The organism is Pseudomonas sp. LARHCG127 (assembly GCF_052871455.1).
Genome location: NZ_JBIXJT010000004.1, coordinates 363869 through 386524, shown reverse-complemented (window position 1 = coordinate 386524; position 22656 = coordinate 363869). Strand labels below are relative to the sequence as shown.

At 63.1% G+C, this 22656-nt stretch carries 20 protein-coding genes; 13 read left to right on the top strand and 7 right to left on the bottom strand.

What is annotated here, in order from left to right; genetic code table 11:
- Positions 1-106 precede the first annotated feature (106 nt).
- The 3 genes from ACIPQ1_RS10025 (at position 107) to ACIPQ1_RS10015 (ending at position 1099) form a co-directional block, all read left to right on the top strand.
- A complete protein-coding gene (locus tag ACIPQ1_RS10025) occupies positions 107-292 on the top strand; it encodes a hypothetical protein (RefSeq protein ID WP_411386575.1) in 186 nt (61 codons plus the stop codon).
- A gap of 160 nt (positions 293-452) precedes the next feature.
- Positions 453-698 (top strand): AbrB/MazE/SpoVT family DNA-binding domain-containing protein, encoded by a 246-nt coding sequence (locus ACIPQ1_RS10020; protein ID WP_411386576.1) that lies wholly within the window; start codon positions 453-455, stop codon positions 696-698.
- Positions 698-1099, top strand: a complete 402-nt coding sequence (locus ACIPQ1_RS10015) for a type II toxin-antitoxin system VapC family toxin (protein WP_446534029.1) — start codon at positions 698-700, stop codon at positions 1097-1099. Before ACIPQ1_RS10020 ends, ACIPQ1_RS10015 begins: the two co-directional genes overlap by 1 nt.
- A 63-nt stretch (positions 1100-1162) precedes the next feature.
- On the opposite strand, the gene ACIPQ1_RS10010 is transcribed toward ACIPQ1_RS10015, so the two are convergent.
- From ACIPQ1_RS10010 to ACIPQ1_RS09980, 7 genes are all read right to left on the bottom strand, one after another.
- Complete coding sequence (locus tag ACIPQ1_RS10010; RefSeq protein ID WP_434705097.1) at positions 1163-2587, bottom strand: gamma-aminobutyraldehyde dehydrogenase; 1425 nt, start codon at positions 2585-2587, stop codon at positions 1163-1165.
- A gap of 157 nt (positions 2588-2744) precedes the next feature.
- A complete protein-coding gene (locus ACIPQ1_RS10005) occupies positions 2745-3563 on the bottom strand; it encodes an ABC transporter permease (protein ID WP_053118722.1) in 819 nt (272 codons plus the stop codon).
- Positions 3553-4500: an ABC transporter permease gene (locus ACIPQ1_RS10000; protein WP_250963627.1), complete on the bottom strand. Its 948-nt coding sequence runs from the start codon at positions 4498-4500 to the stop codon at positions 3553-3555. Before ACIPQ1_RS10000 ends, ACIPQ1_RS10005 begins: the two co-directional genes overlap by 11 nt.
- 1 nt (position 4501) lies before the next feature.
- Positions 4502-5539, bottom strand: a complete 1038-nt coding sequence (locus ACIPQ1_RS09995; RefSeq protein ID WP_411386579.1) for an ABC transporter ATP-binding protein — start codon at positions 5537-5539, stop codon at positions 4502-4504.
- 220 nt (positions 5540-5759) lie between these two features.
- Positions 5760-6911, bottom strand: a complete 1152-nt coding sequence (gene ydcS / locus ACIPQ1_RS09990) for a putative ABC transporter substrate-binding protein YdcS (RefSeq protein WP_250963625.1) — start codon at positions 6909-6911, stop codon at positions 5760-5762.
- A gap of 89 nt (positions 6912-7000) precedes the next feature.
- A complete protein-coding gene (locus ACIPQ1_RS09985; protein ID WP_411386580.1) occupies positions 7001-8458 on the bottom strand; it encodes a gamma-aminobutyraldehyde dehydrogenase in 1458 nt (485 codons plus the stop codon).
- Between the two features lie 214 nt (positions 8459-8672).
- Complete coding sequence (locus tag ACIPQ1_RS09980) at positions 8673-9587, bottom strand: LysR family transcriptional regulator (protein WP_186705457.1); 915 nt, start codon at positions 9585-9587, stop codon at positions 8673-8675.
- A 181-nt stretch (positions 9588-9768) separates the two neighbouring features.
- Between ACIPQ1_RS09980 and ACIPQ1_RS09975 the strand changes: the two genes are divergently transcribed.
- The 10 genes from ACIPQ1_RS09975 (at position 9769) to lysS (ending at position 22634) form a co-directional block, all read left to right on the top strand.
- Entirely contained in the window at positions 9769-10479 is a 711-nt protein-coding gene (locus ACIPQ1_RS09975) for a tellurite resistance TerB family protein (protein ID WP_207966541.1), read from the top strand.
- 775 nt (positions 10480-11254) lie between these two features.
- A complete protein-coding gene (locus ACIPQ1_RS09970; RefSeq protein ID WP_446534028.1) occupies positions 11255-12877 on the top strand; it encodes a methyl-accepting chemotaxis protein in 1623 nt (540 codons plus the stop codon).
- Positions 12877-13413, top strand: coding sequence for a chemotaxis protein CheW (locus tag ACIPQ1_RS09965; protein WP_411386582.1), 537 nt, complete (start codon positions 12877-12879; stop codon positions 13411-13413). Before ACIPQ1_RS09970 ends, ACIPQ1_RS09965 begins: the two co-directional genes overlap by 1 nt.
- Complete coding sequence (locus tag ACIPQ1_RS09960; RefSeq protein WP_446534027.1) at positions 13410-14675, top strand: CheR family methyltransferase; 1266 nt, start codon at positions 13410-13412, stop codon at positions 14673-14675. The genes ACIPQ1_RS09965 and ACIPQ1_RS09960 overlap by 4 nt, the downstream gene beginning before the upstream one ends.
- Positions 14672-15343: a chemotaxis protein CheW gene (locus ACIPQ1_RS09955; RefSeq protein WP_446534026.1), complete on the top strand. Its 672-nt coding sequence runs from the start codon at positions 14672-14674 to the stop codon at positions 15341-15343. Before ACIPQ1_RS09960 ends, ACIPQ1_RS09955 begins: the two co-directional genes overlap by 4 nt.
- On the top strand, positions 15340-17604 hold the full coding sequence (locus ACIPQ1_RS09950; protein WP_411386584.1) for a hybrid sensor histidine kinase/response regulator: 2265 nt from the start codon (positions 15340-15342) through the stop codon (positions 17602-17604). Before ACIPQ1_RS09955 ends, ACIPQ1_RS09950 begins: the two co-directional genes overlap by 4 nt.
- Positions 17601-18611 (top strand): chemotaxis-specific protein-glutamate methyltransferase CheB, encoded by a 1011-nt coding sequence (gene cheB / locus ACIPQ1_RS09945; protein WP_446534025.1) that lies wholly within the window; start codon positions 17601-17603, stop codon positions 18609-18611. Before ACIPQ1_RS09950 ends, cheB begins: the two co-directional genes overlap by 4 nt.
- A gap of 45 nt (positions 18612-18656) precedes the next feature.
- On the top strand, positions 18657-19658 hold the full coding sequence (locus ACIPQ1_RS09940) for a diguanylate cyclase domain-containing protein (protein ID WP_411386586.1): 1002 nt from the start codon (positions 18657-18659) through the stop codon (positions 19656-19658).
- 269 nt (positions 19659-19927) lie between these two features.
- Positions 19928-21023, top strand: a protein-coding gene (gene prfB, locus ACIPQ1_RS09935) for a peptide chain release factor 2 (protein ID WP_411386587.1) whose coding sequence is annotated in 2 segments (ribosomal slippage) — positions 19928-19999 and positions 20001-21023 — 1095 coding nt in all. Because the reading frame shifts where the segments join, the coding sequence is not laid out codon by codon here.
- A gap of 108 nt (positions 21024-21131) precedes the next feature.
- Positions 21132-22634 (top strand): lysine--tRNA ligase, encoded by a 1503-nt coding sequence (gene lysS, locus ACIPQ1_RS09930; RefSeq protein WP_434705108.1) that lies wholly within the window; start codon positions 21132-21134, stop codon positions 22632-22634.
- Positions 22635-22656: the final 22 nt, after the last annotated feature.

Below are 22656 nucleotides of genomic sequence, written 5' to 3'. Positions count from 1 at the left end.
CCCTTTTCACGCTTTGAATCCTCCCTATTCTTTAGCGTGACAGACGATCCAACCCGGGTTTCAGACGGCGCTATCAGGTCAACCTCGACGTTAAGAAGGACAACTCATGACAAAAATACAGGGCATCACCGAAATGCTGGGGATCTTTCCATGCCTGACCCACCGGCGCAGGACACGCCGGCTCAGCCTGGAAGAATTGAGACTGGTCGAGCGCTATCGGGAGTTGTCGGAAAACGACCGCATCGCCATGCGCTACCTGGTGGATGCGATGCGCAGTGTTTCGCGGTTTTGACCAGAGACCCTGCAGCCTTTAAACGGCCTCGCAATTTTCCTACCAACGAGTGGGAATTTTCAAACGAGGCCAAGCACATCGGCCTACCGTCAGCGGCGGTTGCAGGTCTGAGCGTGAAGTATTACTTTTCTATGCGAAGTAATACTTTGAGGAGAATACAGTGCCGACGACTATGACCAGCAAAGGACAAGTCACCATTCCCAAACCCATTCGCGACGCGCTGCACTTGATTCCTGGCTGTGCGGTAGAGTTCAGCATCAATGCACAGGGCGAGGTAGTGCTGCATGCAGGTAAGCCCGGAACAACCGAGGCAGCTATCGGTGATCGCTTTGAAGCTGTCCGTGGCAGGGCGGATATCAAATGGCGCACAGACGATCTAATGGCCCTGTTGCGTGGTGAAGACTGATGATATTGGTCGATACCAACGTCTTGATCGATGTGCTGGAAGATGATCCGGTTTGGGCTGATTGGTCCATCGAGCAGATGCGTGCCCAATCCAAAATTCACAATTTGGTAATCAATCCAGTTATTTATGCTGAACTGTCCCAGACATTTTCTACCTTCGAAGCGTTGGATGAGGTTGTCGAAGAGATGGGGCTGCTAATGCAGGAGGTACCTCGCCCAGCGTTGTTTTTGTCAGGGAAGGCTTTTGTGCGTTATCGAAAGATGGGCGGTGGCAAAAATAATGTGCTCGCCGACTTTTTCATCGGTGCCCATGCAGCTGTCAAGCGTCTTCCTTTGCTTACACGTGATGCGAAGCGTTACCGAAGTTATTTTCCTTCGGTGCAGTTGGTGGTGCCATCGTGAGGTGCGCTTCACCACGACCAATATCGTCCCCTTGGTCGTGGTGTAATCGCAATTAGCATTGGCTCAATGCTTGAACATCACATGCCGCACCACCGTGTAGTCCTCCAGCCCATACATGGACATGTCCTTGCCATAGCCGGAACGTTTCTGACCGCCATGGGGCATTTCGCTGACGAGCATGAAGTGGGTGTTCACCCAGGTGCAGCCGTATTGCAGGCGTGCCGACAGGCGATGGGCACGGCCGATGTCGGCGGTCCATACCGATGAGGCCAGGCCGTAGTCCGAATCGTTGGCCCAGGCCAGCACTTGCGCTTCGTCGAGGAACGGCGTGACGGACACCACCGGCCCGAAGACTTCCCGGCGGACAATTTCGTCATCCTGCTGGGCGTCGGCCAGCACCGTCGGTTCGAAGAAGAACCCGTTGCCGTCCACGGCCTTGCCACCGGTGATCAGGCGGATATGCGGTTGGGCGATGGCCCGTTCGACAAAAGCGGCCACGCGGTCGCGGTGCTGGGCGGTGATCAGTGGGCCCATCTCGGTGTCTGGTGCGGTTTGCAGGCCGTATTTGATGCTCTTCACCGCGGCGCCGAGTTTCTCGACGAACCGGTCGTAGATACCTTGCTGGGCATAGATGCGGCAGGCGGCGGTGCAGTCCTGGCCGGCGTTGTAGAAACCGAAGGTGCGGATGCCTTCCACGGCCGCGTCAATGTCGGCGTCGTCGAAGATGATCACCGGGGCTTTACCGCCCAGTTCCATGTGCATGCGCTTGACGCTGTCGGAGGTGCTGGAAATGATGTTCGAGCCGGTGGCGATGGAGCCGGTGAGCGACACCATGCGCACTTTCGGGTGAGTGACCAGCGGGTTGCCGACGGTTTGCCCGCGGCCGAAGATCACGTTAAGCACGCCGGCCGGGAAAATCTCCGACGCCAGTTCCGCCAGGCGCAACGCCGTCAATGGGGTCTGTTCCGACGGCTTGAGCACCACGGTATTGCCGGCGGCCAGGGCCGGGGCGATTTTCCAGGCGACCATCATCAGCGGGTAGTTCCACGGCGCGATGGAGGCGATGACCCCCACCGGGTCGCGACGGATCATCGAGGTGTGCCCGGGCAGGTATTCGCCGCCCGCCGAACCGCTCATGCAGCGACTGGCGCCGGCAAAGAAACGGAACACGTCGGCAATCGCCGGGATCTCGTCGTTCAGGGCGGCGCTGAAGGGTTTGCCGCAGTTATCCGACTCCAGCTTCGCCAGTTCCTCGCCGTGGGCTTCGATGGCATCGGCCAGCTTGAGCAGCAACAAGGAGCGGTCCTTTGGCGGCACTTGCGACCAGGCTTCGAAGGCGCTGTCGGCGGCACGCACGGCGGCATCGACCTGGGCTTCGCTGGCTTCATTGATTTCCACCAGCACCCGGCCCAGCGCCGGGTTGAACACCGCCTGGCCAGGGCCTTCGCCGTTCACCAGATGGCCGTTGATCAGCAGTTTGGTTTGCATGTCCATGTCCTCTTGAAGGTTTCCAAAATCCCCTGTGGGAGCGAGCTCGCTCGCGATGAGGCCGACACATTCAACATCACCGTTTCAGACACACCGCCATCGCGAGCAAGCTCGCTCCCACAGGATTGCGGTTCCTGCAGTGAGCGATCACCGTTGATTATTTCCCGCCACTCCCCGCCACGCTCTCACCCCCACGGGTCAGGTAATACGCGCCCAGTATCGGCAGCATCGTGACCATCATCACCAGCATCGCCACCACGTTGGTCACCGGCACGTCGCGTGGGCGACTGAGCTGGTTGAGCAGCCACAGCGGTAGGGTGCGTTCGTGGCCGGCGGTGAAGGTGGTGACGATGATCTCGTCGAACGACAGCGCAAACGCCAGCATCCCACCGGCCAGCAGGGCCGATCCCAGATTAGGCAAGATGATGTAGCGAAAGGTCTGCCAGCCGTCGGCGCCCAGGTCCATCGAGGCCTCGATCAGGCTGTGGGAAGTACGGCGCAGGCGGGCGATGACGTTGTTGTAGACGATCACCACGCAGAAGGTTGCATGGCCGACGACGATGGTGAACATCCCCGGTTCGATGCCCAGGGTCTTGAAGGTCGCCAGCAGTGCTATGCCGGTGATGATCCCCGGCAAGGCAATTGGCAGGATCAGCATCAGCGAAATGCCCTGTTTGCCGAAGAAATCGCGGCGGTACAGCGCCGCCGAGGCCAGGGTGCCCAGCACCATGGCGATCAGCGTGGCGATGGCCGCGATCTGCAACGACAGCTTGATCGCCTCCAGCACGTCCGGGCGTGAGAAGGCGACGCTGAACCACTTCAGGGTCAGGCCCTTGGGCGGAAAGCTGAACGCCGCATCCTCAGTGTTGAAGGCGTAGAGGAAGATGATCAGGATCGGAAAGTGCAGGAACACCAATCCGCCCCACGCCGCGATGCGCAAGCCCCACGAGGCTCGGTCTTGAGAGTCAGAGTGCATCGAAAGCCCCCAGTCGCTTGACGACGGATAGATAGATCGCGATCAGCACGATGGGTACCAGGGTGAACGCCGCGGCCATGGGCATGTTGCCGATGGCGCCTTGCTGGGCGTAGACCATGCTGCCGACGAAGTAGCCCGGTGGGCCTACCAGTTGCGGCACGATGAAGTCCCCCAGGGTCAGCGAGAAAGTGAAGATCGAGCCGGCGGCAATGCCGGGGATCGACAGTGGCAGGATCACTTGCATGAACGTCTGGCGCGGCCTGGCGCCCAAGTCCGCCGAGGCTTGCAGCAGCGACGGCGGCAGACGCTCCAGGGACGCCTGGATCGGCAGGATCATGAACGGCAGCCAGATGTAGACGAACACCAGGAAACGCCCCAGGTGGGAGGTGGACAAGGTGCTGCCGCCCACGCCCGGGATCCCCAGCACGAACTGCAACACCGGCCCCAGGCCCAGGTGCTGGACGAACCACTGCGCCACGCCGCCCTTGGCCAGCAGCAGCGTCCAGGCATAGGCCTTGACGATGTAGCTGGCCCACATGGGCAGCATCACCGCGATGTAGAAAAACGCCTTGGTCTTGCCGCGGGTGTAGCGCGCCATGTAGTAAGCGATCGGGAACGCGACGATGGCGCTGGCGATGGACACCGCAATGGCCATGCTCAGGGTGCGCCAGATGATGTCGAAATTCGACGGCTGGAACAGCGCCGTGAAGTTCGCCAGGGTCAGGTCCGGCGTCACCGCCATGGTGAAGTCATCGAAGGTGTAGAAACCCTGCCACAGCAAGGTCAGCAGCGAGCCAAGGTAGATCGCGCCGAACCACAGCAGCGGCGGCACCAGCAACAGCGACAGGTACAGGTTGGGCCGTCGGTACAGCAGGTTGGAAAAACGCCGCAGCGGCGAACCGGGCGCAGGCGTTGGGGTGATGGCCAGCGTGTTCATCTCACACCTCGCCACTGACGGCGTCGTGCAGCGTGACCATCGCCTCACGGGCCCAGCGAACGCTCAGCTGTTGGCCGGCCTGGTGCGGGGCGGCGTTGTCCTGCCACTGGGTGTTGGCCTGGCTGAGGTTCAGGGTCTGGCCGTTGGCAAGTTTCAGCTCATAGCGTGTGGCGCTGCCCTGGTACTGGATGTCGTGCAGCAGGCCGTGGACTTCGACCTCACCGCTGGCCAACGGGCCCTCGGCGAAACGCAGGTGTTCCGGACGGATCGAGAACGGCTGTGGATAACCGCTCAGTTCCCGCGCCAATTCGCCACGAATCACGTTGGAGGTGCCGACGAATTCGGCGACGAAGGTGGTCGCCGGTTTCATGTACAGGTTGCGCGGCGTATCGACTTGTTCGATGCGGCCTTTGTTGAACACTGCCACGCGGTCGGACATCGACAGCGCTTCGGTCTGGTCGTGGGTAACGAAAATGAAGGTGATGCCCAACTGGCGTTGCAGCTTCTTCAACTCTCCCTGCATCTGTTCACGCAGCTTCAGGTCCAGGGCGCCCAAGGGCTCATCGAGCAACAACACCCGCGGGCGATTGACTAGCGCACGGGCCAGGGCCACCCGTTGGCGCTGGCCGCCGGAGAGCTGCACCGGCTTGCGTTCGCCGTAGCCGCCCAGGGCGACCATCTCCAGGGCCTCGTTGGCGCGCCGGATGCGCTCGGCCTTGGCGACGCCTTTGACCTTTAAGCCGTAGGCAACGTTGTCGCGCACGTTCATGTGGGGGAAGAGGGCGTAATCCTGGAACACCGTGTTGACGTCCCGCTGATACGGCGCAAGCCCCGTGGCTTCCTCGCCATGGATACGGATCGAGCCGGCAGTGGGTTGTTCGAACCCGGCGATCAGTCGCAGGCAGGTGGTCTTGCCCGAGCCGGACGGGCCCAGCATGGAAAAGAACTCGCCGTCCTGGATGTCGATGGAGACCCGGTCAACGGCCTTTACATCGCCGAACTGCCGGGATACCTGGGTGAATTGGACTGCAAGCGTCATGGTGCGGGGCTCCAGAAAGCGGGGCGGGTATGAAATCTCAACGATTGGCAGGCGATCCCGTGGCGAGGGAGCTTGCTCCCGCTGGGTGGCGCAGCCGCCCCAAAACCAGGCGATGCGGTGTGTCAGCTAATACCGCGTCGGTCCGTTTTGGGCGTGCTTCGCACACCAGCGGGAGCAAGCTCCCTCGCCACAGGGGCCGCTCCCATTTATGTGCTGGGGGTTAACGCCCACCCATGATCGCAATGTAATCCTGGGTCCAGCGGCTGTACGGCACGAACTTGCCGCCCTCGGCCTGTGGGGTTTTCCAGAAGGCGATCTTGTCGAATTGATCGAAGCCGTTGGTCTTGCAGCCTTCGGCGCCCAGCAGCTCGCTGCCCTTGCACGCCGCCGGCACCGCTGGCAAGGAGCCGAACCACGCGGCCACGTCACCCTGGACTTTCGGTTGCAGTGACCAGTCCATCCACTTGTACGCGCAGTTGGGGTGCTTGGCCTCGGCGTGGAGCATCGTCGTGTCGGCCCAGCCAGTGGCGCCTTCTTTCGGAATGGTCGAGGCGATGGGTTGCTTCTCGTTCATCAGGCCGTTGACCTGATAGGGCCAGGCGCCGGACGCCACCACGCCTTCGTTCTTGAAATCGCTCATCTGCACCGTGGTGTCGTGCCAGTAGCGGTGGATCAACGGCTGCTGGGCCCGAAGCAGTTCCAGCACGGCCTTGTACTGGGCTTCGTCGAGTTGGTACGGGTCCTTGATGCCCAGTTCAGGCTTGGCGGTCTTGAGGTACAACGCCGCGTCGGCGATGTAGATCGGGCCATCGTAGGCTTGCACGCGCCCTTTGTTCGGCTTGCCGTCGGGCAACTCCTGGGCATTGAACAGTACGCTCCAACTGGTGGGCGCTTGCTTGAACACGTCGGTGTTGTACATCAGCACATTGGGACCCCATTGGTACGGGGTGCCGTAGGTCTGCTGGTTGACCACGTACCACGGCGCATCTTTCAGGCGCGGGTCGAGGTTTTTCCAGTTGGCGATCAGCGCGGTGTTGATCGGCTGCACGCGCTTGCCGGCAATCAGCCGCAACGAGGCGTCGCCCGAGGCGGTGACCAGGTCGTAGCCGCCCTTGGTCATCAGGCTGACCATTTCATCGGACGTGGCGGCGGTTTTCACATTGACCTTGCAGCCGGTTTCCTTCTCGAACCCCGTGACCCAGTCGTAGGCCTTGTCGCTTTCGCCGCGTTCGATGTAACCCGGCCAGGCGACGATATCCAGTTGGCCCTCGCCGGCACCGACGGCCTTGAGCGGCTCGGCGGCCTGGAGACTGACGCTGGTCAGCAGCGCCGTGGTGAGTGCACTGAGCAATGCGGTCTTGTGCGCGTACATGGAAATCCCTCTTGCTTTAATTATGGTCGGGGCAGTGTTCGAACAGGTGAAACGCCATGGCTGGCCTGTTATTAGAGTAGTGCTGTTATCTATAGATGCTGGCCGTGGCGGGCCATGATGTGGCGCACCACGCTGTAGTCCTGGAGCGAATCGCTGGACAGGTCCTTACCGTAGCCGGAACGTTTCAGGCCGCCGTGGGGCATTTCGCTGACCAGCATGAAATGGCTGTTGATCCAGGTGCAGCCGTATTGCAAGCGCGCCGCCACCTGCATGGCCTTGTCCAGGTTCTGGGTCCATACCGAGGACGCCAGGCCGTATTCCGAATCATTGGCCCATTCCACCGCCTGGCTGAGTTCGTCGAAGCGGGTCACGGTGACGACCGGGCCGAACACCTCGCGCTGGACGATTTCATCGCTTTGCTTGCAGCCGGCCAGCAGGGTGGGTTGATAATAGAAGCCAGCACCGGAATGCACCGCCGCACCGGTGATGCGCTCGATGTGCGGCTGGCCGAGGGCGCGCTCGACAAAACTGGCCACGCGGTCGCGCTGGCGGGTACTGATCAGCGGGCCAATCTCATTGTCGGCGTCGCGCTTGCCGGCAAAGCGCAAGCTGCTGACCGCCGCGCCGAGCTCGGCCACCAGCCGGTCGTGAATTCCGCCCTGGGCGTAGATCCGGCACGCTGCCGTGCAATCCTGCCCGGCGTTGTAATAGCCGTAGGTGCGCACGCCTTCGACCACCGCCTGGATGTCGGCGTCGTCGCACACGATCACTGGCGCCTTGCCGCCCAGTTCCAGGTGTGTGCGCTTGAGGGTTTTTGCCGCCGCCTGGAGGATTTTCTGCCCGGTGACGATATCGCCCGTCAGCGAAACCATGCGCACTTTCGGATGGCTGACCAGATGGCTGCCCACCCCTTCGCCACCGCCGCAGAGGATATTGATCACGCCCCGCGGCAGGAGCCGGGCCAGCATCGGCGCCAAGGCCAGGATCGACAACGGCGTGTGCTCCGATGGCTTGAACACCAACGTGTTGCCGGCGGCCAGGGCCGGGGCGATTTTCCAGGCGGCCATCATGATCGGGTAGTTCCACGGCGCGATGGACGCCACGACGCCGATCGGGTCGCGGCGCACCATGCTGGTATAGCCGGGCAGGTATTCGCCACTGAGCTGGCCGGTCTGGCAGCGCACGGCGCCGGCGAAGAAACGAAAGACATCCACCGTGGCGCTCAGGTCATCCTGGCGCGCCAGGTGCAGCGGCTTGCCGCAGTTCAGGGCTTCGAGGCGGGCCAGCTCATCGGCGTTCTGTTCGATGGCGCTGGCGATGTCCAGCAGCAGGTTCGAGCGTTGTTGCGGCGTGGTGCGGGACCAGCCGTCGAAGGCGCAGTGGGCAGCGAGGATCGCGGCTTCCACCTGCTCGGTACTGGCCTCGGCGATGTGAGCCACGACTTCGCCGGTGGCCGGGTTGAGGATCGGCTCGACAACGCCTTCACCGGGAACGAGTTCCCCGTCGATCAGCAACGCGGTGCACAACGGGGTTTGCGTGCCAGCCATTTTTATAGGTCTCAGTTGAAACAAAGAACCTGTGGGAGCGAGCTTGCTCGCGAGGGCGGTGTATCAGTCGAATCGATGTCGCCTGTCACGCCGCTATCGCGAGCAAGCTTGCTCCCACAATGGATTGTTCTCCCACAATGGATTGTGGCGATGCAGCAAGACTAGTGCCCGGCCTCATGCCCGACAAATTCGAAATACTCAAGGCTGCATTCGATTAAATAGATGGCTTGCGTCCGCCATGAGGCTGTTCCCGGGCCACCGCCAGGAACGGGTCGACCGACGCCGGTCGCGCCGTGCCCCGGCGCCAGGCCAGGCCGACGTCGAGGGTCTGGTTGAGGTCGGCAATCGGTCGCGCTTCGATGATGTCGCCTTCCAGCGACCAGGGGCGGTAGGTCATGTCCGGCTGGATCGATACGCCCAGCCCCGCGGCCACCAGGCTGCGCACTGCTTCGGTCGAGGCGGTGCGCAGGGTGACCCGGGGTTGCAGGCCGGCGCCGCGCCACAGGCGCTGGGCGTTGCGGTCCATTTCGTCGACGTTCAGTTGGATCAGCGGCTCGCGGGCCACATCGGCCAGGTGGATGCTGTCGTGCTCCAGCAAGGGATGCTGCGCCGGTAGCCACAAACGGTGCGGCGAATGCGTCAGGACTTCGGTCTGCAGGGCGTGGCGATCCTCCAGGTTGGACAGGATCAGCACCCCGACGTCGATTTCGCCGCTGACCAGCAAATGTTCGATGTACGGCCGCTCGTCCTCCATCACGCGGATCTCCACGTTGGGGTAGGCGCGCTGGAAGCGGGTCAGCAAGTCCGCCAGGTAATAACCGGCGACCAGGCTGGTGACGCCAATGGTGACTTGGCCAGCCACCTGGTCGGTGCTTTGTTGCAGGCTGCGCTTGGCGTTGTCGACCGTGGCCAGGATCAGGTGGGCCTGGCGCAGGAATTGATGGCCCTGGTGGGTCAGGGTCATGCCCTTGGCGTGGCGGTTGAACAGGCTGACGCCGATGTCTTGCTCCAGTTGCTGGATGGCCAGGGTCAAGGTGGACTGGGAAATGAACGCCGTTTGCGCCGCGGCGGAGATGGAGCCGGTTTCGGCCACGGCGATGAAATGGCGGATCTGACGCAGAGTCATCATGGGCGCGTACCGGTGGGCGGATTTATCGATGTACTGAAGTGTATATCGTTTTTTTAGAAGGGAAGGAACGTGCACCGCTGGCGGCGCTAGGCAACATCTGGAAGCAATCTCGCCAACGGCGTCGGGCACTTTCGATCTAGGCTGGGGGCCTTACGTTGACCCGAACATCTGGAGGCAACAAATGAACACCCGTGGATTGCTCGATCAGCTTCTCAAGTCCGGCCAGGAAATGTTGCAGAACAAGGCTGGCGGTTCACAGGGCAAGTCGTCCGGTGGCCTGGGCGGTTTGCTCGGCGGCTCCGGCAACCTGGGCGGGATGCTTTCCGGCGCGGGCGGCGGGGCACTGGCCGCCGGGGCCATGGGCCTGTTGCTGGGCAACAAGAAAGCCCGCAACTTTGGCGGCAAGGCCCTGGCCTATGGCGGCCTGGCGGCCTTGGGCGTGATCGCCTACAAGGCCTATGGCAACTGGCAGGCCCAGCAGGGCAACGCGCCGAAGACCGAACCGCAGACCCTCGATCGCGTGCCTCCGGCGCAGGTCGAGCAGCACAGCCAGGCGATCCTCAAGGCGCTGGTGGCGGCGGCCAAGGCCGACGGCCATGTGGACGAGCGCGAGCGGCAATTGATCGAAGGCGAGTTCACCAAGCTCGACAACGACCAGGAGTTGCAACACTGGCTGCATGCTGAACTCAACAAACCCTTGGACCCCACCGACGTCGCCCGTGCCGCCAGCACCCCGGAAATGGCCGCGGAAATGTACATCGCCAGCGTGATGCTGGTGGACGAGGAAAACTTCATGGAGAAGTCCTACCTCGATGAACTGGCGCGCCAACTCAAGCTGGAGCCAGGGTTGAAGGCGGAACTGGAAAAACAGGTGCGCCAGGCGACTGTATAAAGCAGCATCAACGCTATTCCTTGTGGGAGCGAGCCTGCTCGCGATGGCGTCCGGTCAGTGACAGTATTCTTGACTGATACACCGCTATCGCGAGCAAGCCCGCTCCCACAGTGGTTTTGTGGTGTCTGGCAATCTTGTATCCAACGCTATTCCCTGTGGGAGCGAGCCTGCTCGCGAAGGCGCTCGGTCAGTCTCAGCATGGTTGACTGATACACCGCTATCGCGAGCAAGCCCGCTCCCACAGTGGTTTTGTGGTGTTTGGCAATAACATGTATCCAACGCTATTCCTTGTGGGAGCGAGCTTGCTCGCGATGGCGCCCGGTCAGTCGCAGCATGGTTGACTGACACACCGCTATCGCGAGCAAGCTCGCTCCCACAGTGGTTTTGTGGTGTTTGGCAATAACATGTATCCAACGCTATTTCCTGTGGGAGCGAGCTTGCTCGCGAAGGCGTCCGGTCAGTCGCAGCATGGTTGACTGACACTGCGCTTTCGCGAGCAGGCTCGCTCCCACAGTGGTTTTGTGGTGTTTGGCAATAACATGTATCCAACGCTATTCCTTGTGGGAGCGAGCTTGCTCGCGATGGCGCCCGGTCAGTGACAGTATTTTTAACTGATACACCGCTTTCGCGAGCAGGCTCGCTCCCACAGGGGCGGGTTCCATTCTTCAAGTACCGGTGAGCCTCGGCTCAATCAAAATCCTCCCACGCCGCCATACAGACGCCGCGCCGCCCTCGGCTATACTCCCCAGCATTTTCAAGTGCCTGAGGTTTTACTGTGAAGAATTGGACATTGCGCCAACGCATCCTGGCGAGTTTTGCGGTGATCATCGCCATTATGCTGCTGATGGTGGTTGTCTCGTATTCACGGTTGCTGAAAATCCAGGACAGCGGAGAAAAGGTCCGGGCCGATGCGGTTCCGGGGGTGTATTTCAGCTCGATGATCCGCGGCGGCTGGGTCGACAGCTACGTCCTGACCCAGCAAATCGTCGGCCTTTCCGGGGATCGGGAAATCACCGCCGAGGACAAGGCTCGCTACCAGGGTTTCGAGCGGCACTTGCGCGAAGAAATACAGAACTATCAAAAACTGATCCAGGACCCGGCCGACCAAGTCTCTTTCGACGAGTTCGAGGTCAACCACCAGGACTTCAACAAGGCCCTGGCGAAAGTCCTGGACCTGTACCAGCGCAAGGATTACGAAGGGGCGCGGCTGGCGCTGAACGCAGAACTGACGACGGCGTGGCTCGACGGTCGCGGGCACTTGAACCAGATCATCGAGCGCAATCGCGAGCTGGCACAAAGCGCCACCCTGACCATTGGCGATGCGGTAACGGCGGCCAAGGTCGCCATGGGCTTGTCGTTCCTGGTCGCGCTGATCGTCGCGGTACTCTGTGGCCTGCTGCTGATGCGGGCGATCATGGGGCCAATGAACCGCATCGTCGAGATCCTCGAGATCATGCGCAGCGGCGACCTGAGCGGACGCCTGAACCTGGCGCGCAAGGACGAATTCGGTGCCGTGGAAACCGGCTTCAACGACATGATGGCCGAACTGACCTCGCTGGTATCCCAGGCCCAGCGCTCATCCGTGCAGGTCACCACCTCGGTCACCGAAATTGCCGCCACCTCGCGCCAGCAGCAGGCCACGGCCACGGAAACCGCCGCCACCACCACCGAGATCGGCGCGACGTCCCGGGAAATCGCCGCCACCTCCCGGGACCTGGTGCGCACCATGACCGAAGTCTCCACCGCCGCCGACCAGGCTTCGGTGGCCGCCGGCTCTGGCCAGCAAGGCTTGGCGCGCATGGAGGAAACCATGCATTCGGTGATGGGCGCCGCCGACCTGGTGAACGCCAAACTGGCGATCCTCAACGAGAAGGCGGGCAACATCAACCAGGTGGTAGTGACCATCGTCAAAGTGGCCGACCAGACCAACCTGTTGTCCCTCAACGCCGCCATCGAGGCCGAGAAGGCCGGTGAGTACGGGCGCGGTTTCGCCGTGGTGGCCACGGAAGTACGGCGCTTGGCCGACCAGACCGCCGTGGCGACCTATGACATCGAACAAATGGTGCGCGAGATCCAATCCGCGGTATCGGCCGGTGTGATGGGCATGGACAAGTTTTCCGAGGAAGTGCGCCGTGGCATGGCCGAAGTGCAGCAGATCGGCGAGCAACTGTCGCAGATCATCCATCAGGTCCAGGCTCTGGCGCCGCGGGTATTGATGGTCAACGAAGGCATGCAGGCCCAGGCCACCGGCGCCGAACAGATCAACCACGCCCTGGTGCAACTGGGCGATGCCAGCAGCCAGACCGTGGAGTCCCTGCGCCAGGCCAGCTCCGCCATTGACGAGCTGAGCCAGGTCGCCGTGGGGCTGCGCAGCGGCGTCTCGCGTTTCAAAGTCTGATGGGCGAACTCGAGACCCGGCGTGGCGTCGCAGCGACGGCCCGCCAGACGTTGTTCCTGGTGTTCTGCATCGGCAACGAACGTTACGCCCTGCAGGCCACCGATGTAGTGGAAGTGCTGCCGCGCCTGCCCCTCAAGCCGATCGCCCGGGCGCCGTCCTGGGTGGCGGGGGTGTTTGCCTGGCGCGGCACCGTGGTGCCGGTGATCGACCTGTGCGCCCTGACGTTCGGCCGGAGCGCCGAACCCCGGACCAGCACGCGGCTGGTGCTGGTGCGTTATCAAGGCGATACACAACAAACCGGGCAAGTGCTGGGATTGATCCTGGAACAGGCGACCGACACCCTGCGCTGTGATCCGGTCGATTTCAAACCCTATGGCCTGGACAATCGGCAGGCGCCGTACCTTGGGCCGGTCCGCGAAGATGCCCTTGGGTTGCTGCAATGGGTGCGGGTCAATGACCTGCTCGACGAATCCGTTCGGGCGCTGCTGTTTCCTGCTACGCCGCTGAGCCTCGACGACCTCGAGGTAGCGCCATGAACAACGACCAACGGTTTTTCGATTTTCTCAAGGAGCGCATCGGCCTCGATGTGACCTCCGTCGGCACCGCGATCATTGAGCGCGCCGTGCGCCAACGAATCAGTGCCGTGCCTGGGCGAACCGCCGATGAGTATTGGCAGGCCCTGCAGCATTCGGCCCCGGAACAGCAGGCGTTGATCGAAGCGGTGATCGTCCCGGAGACCTGGTTCTTCCGCTACCCCGAGTCCTTTGCGACCCTCGCCAGGCTGGCCGTCAAGCGCCTGGCCGAGATCAAGCACCTGCGTGCGCTGCGCATCCTCAGTTTGCCGTGCTCCACCGGCGAAGAACCGTATTCCATCGCCATGGCTTTGCTCGACGCCGGCTTGGGCGCCCATCAGTTCAAGGTGGACGGCATGGACGTCAGCCCGCTGTCGGTGGCGCGGGCCAAGGAGGCGCGTTACGGCAGGAATTCCTTCCGTGGCGCCGACCTGGGTTTTCGCGAGCGGCACTTCGACGCCGAAGACGAAGGCTACCGCCTCAGCGAACGGGTGCGCGAACAGGTGCGCTTGCAAGTAGGCAACCTGCTGGATCCGGCCTTGCTGGCGAACGAGGCCCCCTACGACTTTGTGTTCTGTCGCAACCTGCTGATCTATTTCGACCAGCCGACCCAGCAGCAGGTGTTCGAGGTGCTCAAGCGCTTGACCCATCAGGACGGCGTGCTGTTTATCGGCCCTGCCGAAGGCAGCCTGCTGGGGCGCCTGGGCATGCGCTCGATCGGGATTGCCCAATCGTTCGCCTTCAGTCGACAGGGGGCGTCGGAGCCCCAACCGTTGCCGGCCTTGATACCACCGCCGCTACCGATTCGTCAGCCACCGCCTCGCGTCATCCCGCCGGCGGTTCGGCCGCGGCCGTTTGCCGCGAGCGTGACACCGATTGCCCCACCCAAGAGCAGCGACGCCGCGAGCTTGCTGGCCAATATCGCGGCCTTGGCCAACGGCGGCAAAAGCGCCGAAGCCCGCGCGGCATGTGAAGAATACCTGCGCAGCCACGCGCCGAACGCCCAGGTGTTCTATTGGTTGGGCCTGCTCAGCGACATGGCCGGTAGCGCGCTGCAAGCCCAGGGTTTTTATCGCAAGGCGCTTTATCTTGAACCGCAACACGCCGAGGCCCTGGTGCATCTGGCGGCGCTGCTGGCTTCCCAGGGAGACGCGGCCGGAGCCCGTCGGTTGCAGGAACGCGCCGCCCGCAGCGGGCGCACGGCAGACAGTGAGCACAAACGATGAGCGGTTCGGCTTCCTACACCATCACCCATGACGATGCCCAGGCCATCGACGATTGCTGGAACCGCATCGGCGTGCATGGCGATAAATCCTGTCCGCTGTTGGTCGAGCATATCCATTGCCGCAATTGCTCGGTGTATTCGGCGGCCGCGACTCGGCTGCTCGACCGTTATGCCTTGCCACAGGATCAGCGGGATTTGTCCCAGGCCCCGGTGGACAACGATGTGGTCACGCGCTCGTTGCTGATGTTCCGCCTCGGCGAGGAATGGCTGGGCCTGACCACGCGCAGCCTGGTGGAAGTGGCGCCGTTGCAGCCGATTCACTCGTTGCCCCACCAACGCTCACGGGCCCTGCTGGGCGTGGCGAATGTGCGCGGGGCGCTGGTGGCCTGCCTGTCGCTGGTGGAGCTGCTGGACCTGGAGCCCGGCGCGGCGGCGGTGGCCGGTACACGGGTCATGCCGCGCATGTTGATCGTCGCGGCCAAGGGCGGGCCGGTGGTGGTGCCGGTGGATGAGGTGGACGGCATCCACGCCATCGATGAACGTATTTTGGCGAACGCTTCGCCGTCGGCGGGCAAGTACACCCGTGGCGTGCTGCCGTATAAGGGGCGCAGCTTGCGCTGGTTGGATGAAGAACAGTTGCTGGCCGCCGTGGCCCGGAGCCTGTCATGACCCCCGACCAAATGCGCGACGCCTCGCTGCTGGAACTGTTCAGCCTGGAAGCCGAAGCCCAGGTCCAGGTGCTGAGCACCGGCCTGCTGGCCCTGGAGCGCGATCCGACCCAGGCCGAGTACCTTGAGTCATGCATGCGCGCGGCGCATTCCCTCAAGGGCGCGGCGCGCATTGTCGGGGTGGATGCCGGGGTTAGCGTGGCCCACGTGATGGAAGATTGCCTGGTCAGCGCCCAGGAGCGGCGCCTGGTACTGGGCGCCGAGCACATCGACGCCTTGCTGCAAGGCACCGACTTGCTGACGCGCATCGCCACGCCGGGCAACAACGTCGGCGCGCCGGACATCGACGCCTATGTGGCGTTGATGGGACGCCTGCTCGATCCCAACGCTGCACAACAACCCGCGCAGGTACCGACAAAACTCCAGACGCCTGTCGAACCCGTCAGCGTCGAGCCGTCCGTGCCGGAACCGCTCGCCGCAACGGAGCCGGGCCCCAAGCGCAAACGGGTCACCGAAGGCGGCGAGCGGGTCTTGCGGGTCACGGCCGAACGCCTCAACAGCTTGCTCGACCTGTCGAGCAAGTCCCTGGTGGAGACTCAGCGCCTCAAGCCTTGGCTGGCGGCGATGCAACGGCTCAAGCGCCAGCAAGGCACCGGCTTGCGCGCCCTTGAAGAGCTGAACGTGCACCTCAAGGACCACGCCCTGAGCCTGCAAGCCCAGGAAGCCCTGGGCGATGCTCGCCGCTTGCTCGCCGAAACCCAGCAGTTGCTGGCGCAGAAAACCGCCGAGCTGGATGAGTTCGCCTGGCAGGCCAGCCAGCGGGCGCAGGTGCTGTACGACACAGCGCTGGCCTGTCGCATGCGGCCGTTCGCCGATGTGCTGTCGGGCCAGGCACGCATGGTCCGTGACCTGGGCCGCAGCCTGGGCAAACACGTGCGCCTGGAAATCGAAGGCGAGAAAACCCAGGTCGACCGCGACGTGCTGGAACAGCTCGAAGCGCCTCTGACCCATTTGCTGCGCAACGCCGTCGACCACGGCATCGAAACCCCGGAACAACGGGTACTGGCCGGCAAGCCCGCCGAAGGCCTGATCCGCTTGCGCGCTTCTCATCAGGCCGGCCTGCTGGTCTTGGAGCTGGCGGACGATGGCGCCGGGGTGGACCTGGAACGGGTGCGCCGCAGCATCGTCGAGCGCGGCCTTTCTCCTGAGCCAACCGCCGCCAGCCTGAGCGAAGAGGAACTGCTGACCTTCCTGTTCCTGCCCGGTTTCAGCCTGCGCGACAAAGTCACCGAAGTGTCCGGGCGCGGCGTTGGCCTGGACGCCGTCCAGCACATGGTCCGGCAGTTGCGCGGGGCGGTGGTGCTGGAGCAGACGGCGGGCGAGGGCAGTCGTTTCCATCTCGAGGTGCCGCTGACGCTGTCGGTGGTGCGCAGCCTGGTGGTGGAGGTCGGCGGTGAAGCGTACGCCTTCCCCCTGGCCCACATCGAACGCATGTGCGACCTGGCGCCGGAGGACATCGTCCAGGTCGAGGGGCGCCAGCATTTCTGGCACGAAGGCCGGCATATCGGCTTGGTCGCCGCCAGCCAGTTGCTCAATCGCCCATCGACGCAGAACGGCAGCCAGACCCTCAAGGTCGTGGTGATCCGCGAGCGCGAGACGATCTACGGCGTGGCGGTGGAGCGGTTCGTCGGCGAGCGCACCCTGGTGGTCCTGCCCTTGGACGAGCGCCTGGGCAAGGTCCAGGACATTTCCGCCGGGGCCTTGCTCGACGATGGCTCGGTGGTGTTGATTGTCGATGTCGAAGACCTGTTGCGGTCGGTGGACAAGCTGCTCGATACCGGGCGCCTGGAGCGCATCGCCCGGCAAAACCAGGCCCAGGCACCCCGCAAGCGGATCCTGGTGGTGGACGATTCCCTGACCGTGCGTGAGCTGCAGCGCAAGTTGTTGCTCAATCGCGGCTATGACGTAGCAGTGGCGGTGGATGGCATGGATGGCTGGAATGCATTGCGCTCGGAGGATTTCGATTTGTTGATCACGGACATCGACATGCCACGCATGGACGGCATCGAACTGGTGTCGCTGTTGCGGCGCGACAACCGCTTGCAATCGCTGCCAGTGATGGTGGTGTCCTACAAGGACCGCGAAGAAGATCGCCGCCGTGGCCTCGACGCCGGCGCCGACTATTATCTGGCCAAGGCGAGTTTCCACGACGACGCCTTGCTCGATGCCGTGGTCGAATTGATCGGAGGGGCGCGCGCTTGAAGATCGCCATCGTCAATGACATGCCCCTGGCAGTCGAGGCCCTGCGCCGCGCCCTGGCGTTCGAGCCGGCGCACCAACTGGTCTGGGTCGCCGCCAACGGTGCCGAGGCGGTGCAGCGTTGCGCCGAATACACCCCGGACCTGATCCTGATGGACCTGTTCATGCCGATCATGGATGGTGTGGAGGCTACCCGGCGGATCATGGCCGACAGCCCATGCGCTATCGTGATTGTGACCGGAGACAGCCAGCAGAATGTCCACCGGGTGTTCGAGGCCATGGGCCATGGCGCGCTGGATGTGGTCGATACCCCGGCCCTGGGGGTCGGTAACCCGGCGGACGCGGCGGCGCCGCTGCTGCGCAAGATCACCAACATCGGTTGGCTGATCGGTGAGCGCAACAAGCGCGAGCGCCCTGCGCCGGCGGCCCAGCGCGCGGCGGTGTCGCGCAAGAGCCTGGTGGCCATCGGGTCGTCGGCGGGCGGGCCCGCGGCGCTGGAGGTGTTGCTCAAGGCCCTGCCGCGGGACTTTGCCCCGGCGATCGTGCTGGTCCAGCATGTGGACGAGGTGTTCGCCGCGGGCATGGCCGAATGGCTGGGCAGTGTGTCGGGCCACACGGTGCGCCTGGCCCGGCAAGGTGAGACGCCGCAAAGCGGCACGGTATTGCTGGCGGGAACCAACCATCACCTGCGTTTGTTGAAGGACGGCACCCTGGCCTATACCGCCGAGCCGGTGAACGAAATCTACCGGCCCTCCATCGACGTGTTTTTTGAAAGTGTCGCCCAGTACTGGAGCGGCGACGCGGTGGGCGTATTGCTCACCGGCATGGGCCGCGACGGTGCGCAAGGGCTTAGACTCATGCGCCAGCAGGGCTATGTGACCATCGCCCAGGACCAGCGCAGCAGCGCCGTGTACGGCATGCCCAAAGCGGCGGCCGCCATCGACGCCGCCGTCCATATTCTTGCCCTGGACGCCATTGCGCCACGGCTGTTGGAGATTGTGACCCCATGAAGAACCCCGCGAGCCTTGCCCCAGGCCGTACCCAGGTAAGCCATCATGACTGATTTGCAGCTCGACGAATTCAAGCGCGATGAGAACGCCGCCATGGTCTTGCTCGTCGACGACCAGGCGATGATCGGCGAGGCGGTGCGGCGCGGGCTGTCGGAGGAAGACAACATCGACTTCCACTTCTGCTCCGACCCCCACCAGGCCATCGCCCACGCGGTGCGCATCAAGCCGACGGTGATTCTCCAGGACCTGGTGATGCCCGGCCTCGACGGCCTGAGCCTGGTGCGCGAGTACCGTAACCATCCGGCCACCCGCGACATCCCGATCATTGTCCTGTCCACCAAGGAGGACCCGCTGATCAAGAGCGCGGCGTTCGCCGCCGGGGCCAACGATTACCTGGTCAAGCTGCCGGACAACATCGAACTGGTGGCGCGCATCCGCTATCACTCGCGTTCCTACATGATGCTGTTGCAGCGCGACGCGGCCTATCGCGCATTGCGGGTCAGCCAGCAGCAATTGCTCGACACCAACCTGGTGCTGCAACGCTTGATGAACTCCGATGGCCTGACCGGGCTGTCCAACCGTCGGCATTTCGACGAGTACCTGGAACTGGAATGGCGCAGGGCGATGCGCGACCAGAGCCAACTGTCGCTGCTGATGATCGACGTGGACTACTTCAAGTCCTACAACGACAACTTTGGCCATTTGGAAGGCGACGAAGCCCTGCGCAAGGTCGCCACGGCCATCCGCGAGGCGTGCAGTCGGCCGTCCGACCTGCCGGCCCGCTACGGCGGCGAGGAGTTCGCCCTGGTGCTGCCCGGCACTTCGCCAGGCGGCGCCCGGCTGATGGCCGAGAAACTGCGCCAGAGCGTCGTCGCCCTGAAAATCCCCCACGCCACGCCCGACGGCGGCGAAAACCTGACCATCAGCATCGGCGTCTCGACCTTCACCCCCCAGCAGGGTGGCGACAGCCGTCAGCTGATCTCGGCGGCGGACAAGGGGTTGTACCTGGCCAAGCACAATGGGCGTAATCGGGTGGGGGTCGAATAAACCTTTTGCCTGGCTAGATTGCTTTTGTGGCGAGGGAGCTTGCTCCCGCTGGGGCGCGCAGCGGCCCTGAAACCCGTTGGCTCGGTGTGTCAGCTTGATTGAGGGAGCCGTTTTGGGGCTGCTGCGCAGCCCAGCGGGAGCAAGCTCCCTCGCCACGGGGGTGGTGTTGAATGTTCATTGCCCCTAAAGCCGCCAGGCGGGCTGCCGCTGGCGCTTGATTACGTTATACTCGCCGGCTTTCAAAAGTTCGCCAACGAGTGCTGCCCGCCATGGAAATCAACCCGATCCTTAACACCATCAAGGACCTGTCCGAGCGCTCCGAAACTATTCGGGGGTATCTTTGACTACGATCAAAAGCATGAGCGCCTGACCGAAGTCAATCGCGAGCTTGAAGATCCGAATGTCTGGAACAACCCTTCGTACGCCCAGGAACTGGGCCGCGAGCGTTCTGCGCTGGCGCAGATCGTCGAGACCCTGGACGAGCTGTCCAGCGGCCTGGCCGATTGCCGCGACCTGCTGGACATGGCTGTCGAAGAGGACGACGAAGGCGCAGTCGGCGATGTCGTCGCCGAGCTGACCCGCCTGGACGAGAACCTCGCCAAGCTGGAATTCCGTCGCATGTTCAGCGGCGAGATGGACATGAACAACGCTTACCTGGACATCCAGGCCGGTTCCGGCGGCACCGAAGCCCAGGACTGGGCCAACATCCTGCTGCGCATGTACCTGCGCTGGGCCGATAAACGCGGTTTCGACGCCACCATTATGGAACTGTCGGCCGGTGAAGTCGCCGGGATCAAGGGCGCCACCGTGCACATCAAGGGCGAATACGCCTTTGGCTGGCTGCGGACCGAGATCGGCGTGCACCGCCTGGTGCGCAAGAGCCCGTTCGACTCCGGCAACCGTCGCCACACCTCGTTCTCGGCCGTGTTCGTTTCGCCGGAAATCGATGACAACATCGAAATCGAGATCAACCCGGCGGACCTGCGCATCGACACCTACCGTTCCTCCGGGGCCGGTGGCCAGCACGTCAACACCACCGACTCGGCCGTACGGATCACCCACGTACCGACCAACACCGTGGTCAGTTGCCAGAACGAACGTTCCCAGCACGCCAACAAAGACACCGCGATGAAGATGCTGCGGGCCCGCCTGTACGAGCAGGAAGTGCAGAAGCGCAACGCGGCGTCCCAGGCCCTGGAAGACACCAAGTCGGACATCGGCTGGGGTCACCAGATCCGTTCGTACGTGCTCGACGCCTCGCGGATCAAGGACCTGCGGACCAGCATCGAACGCAGCGATTGCGACAAGGTGCTCGACGGCGATATCGATGAATACCTGATCGCCAGCCTCAAACAAGGGCTGTAACGCGACACCCATGCGGCGGACGGGCCACGCTTGCACAGAAAGCGCGGCTCGCCCGCAAACTCCGGCCCGGGCCGGGGGCAACGAACCTGTGATGGAATCCTTAAAGACATGAGCGACCTAGAACTCGACCCGCAAGCCCTGCAACAGGAAGAAAACTCCCTGATCGCCCTGCGCAAGGAAAAGCTTGCTGCCGAGCGCGCCAAGGGCCAGGCCTTCCCCAACGACTTCCGCCGCGACGCGTATTGCGACGTCCTGCAGAAGAAGTACGCGGACAAGACCAAGGAAGAGCTGGCCGAGGCGGCGATTCCAGTCAAGGTGGCCGGTCGTATCATGCTCGACCGTGGTTCGTTCATGGTGATCCAGGACATGACCGGGCGTATCCAGGTCTACGTCAACCGCAAGACCCTGCCGGAAGAAACCCTGGCCGCCGTCAAGACCTGGGACCTGGGCGACATCATCTCCGCCGAAGGCACCCTGGCCCGTTCCGGCAAGGGCGACCTGTACGTCGAGATGACCAACGTGCGCCTGCTGACCAAGTCCCTGCGCCCGCTGCCGGACAAGCACCACGGCCTGACCGACACCGAGCAACGCTATCGCCAGCGCTACGTCGACCTGATCGTCAACGAAGACGTGCGCCAGACCTTCCGCGTCCGCTCGCAAGTCATCGCCCACATCCGCAGCTTCCTGATGAAGCGTGACTTCCTGGAAGTCGAGACGCCGATGCTGCAGACCATCCCTGGCGGCGCGGCGGCCAAGCCGTTCGAAACCCACCACAACGCCCTGGACATGGAAATGTTCCTGCGCATCGCGCCGGAGCTGTACCTCAAGCGCTTGGTCGTGGGTGGCTTCGAGAAGGTTTTCGAGATCAACCGCAACTTCCGTAACGAAGGCGTTTCGACCCGGCACAACCCCGAGTTCACCATGCTCGAGTTCTACCAGGCCTACGCCGATTACGAAGACAACATGGACCTGACCGAGGAACTGTTCCGCGAGCTGGCGCAGCTTGTTCTCGGGACGACCGACGTGCCGTACGGCGACAAGGTGTTCCACTTCGGCGAGCCGTTCGTGCGCCTGTCGGTGTTCGACTCGATCCTCAAGTACAACCCCGAGATCACCGCCGCCGACCTGCAGGACATCGAGAAGGCCCGCGCCATCGCCAAGAAGGCCGGCGCCAAGGTGCTCGGCTTCGAAGGCCTGGGCAAGCTGCAAGTGATGATTTTCGAAGAACTGGTCGAGCACAAGCTGGAGCAGCCGCACTTCATCACCCAGTACCCGTTCGAAGTGTCGCCGCTGGCCCGTCGCAACGACGAGAACCCAAGCGTGACCGACCGTTTCGAGCTGTTCATCGGTGGTCGTGAAATCGCCAACGCCTACTCCGAGCTCAACGATGCCGAAGACCAGGCCGAGCGTTTCATGGCCCAGGTGGCCGACAAGGATGCCGGCGACGACGAAGCCATGCACTACGATGCCGACTTCGTGCGCGCCCTGGAGTACGGCATGCCGCCGACTGCTGGCGAAGGCATCGGCATCGATCGCCTGGTGATGTTGTTGACCAACTCACCGTCGATCCGGGATGTGATCCTCTTCCCGCACATGCGGCCCCAAGCGTAATTGTTTCAAATAAAAAGCCGCC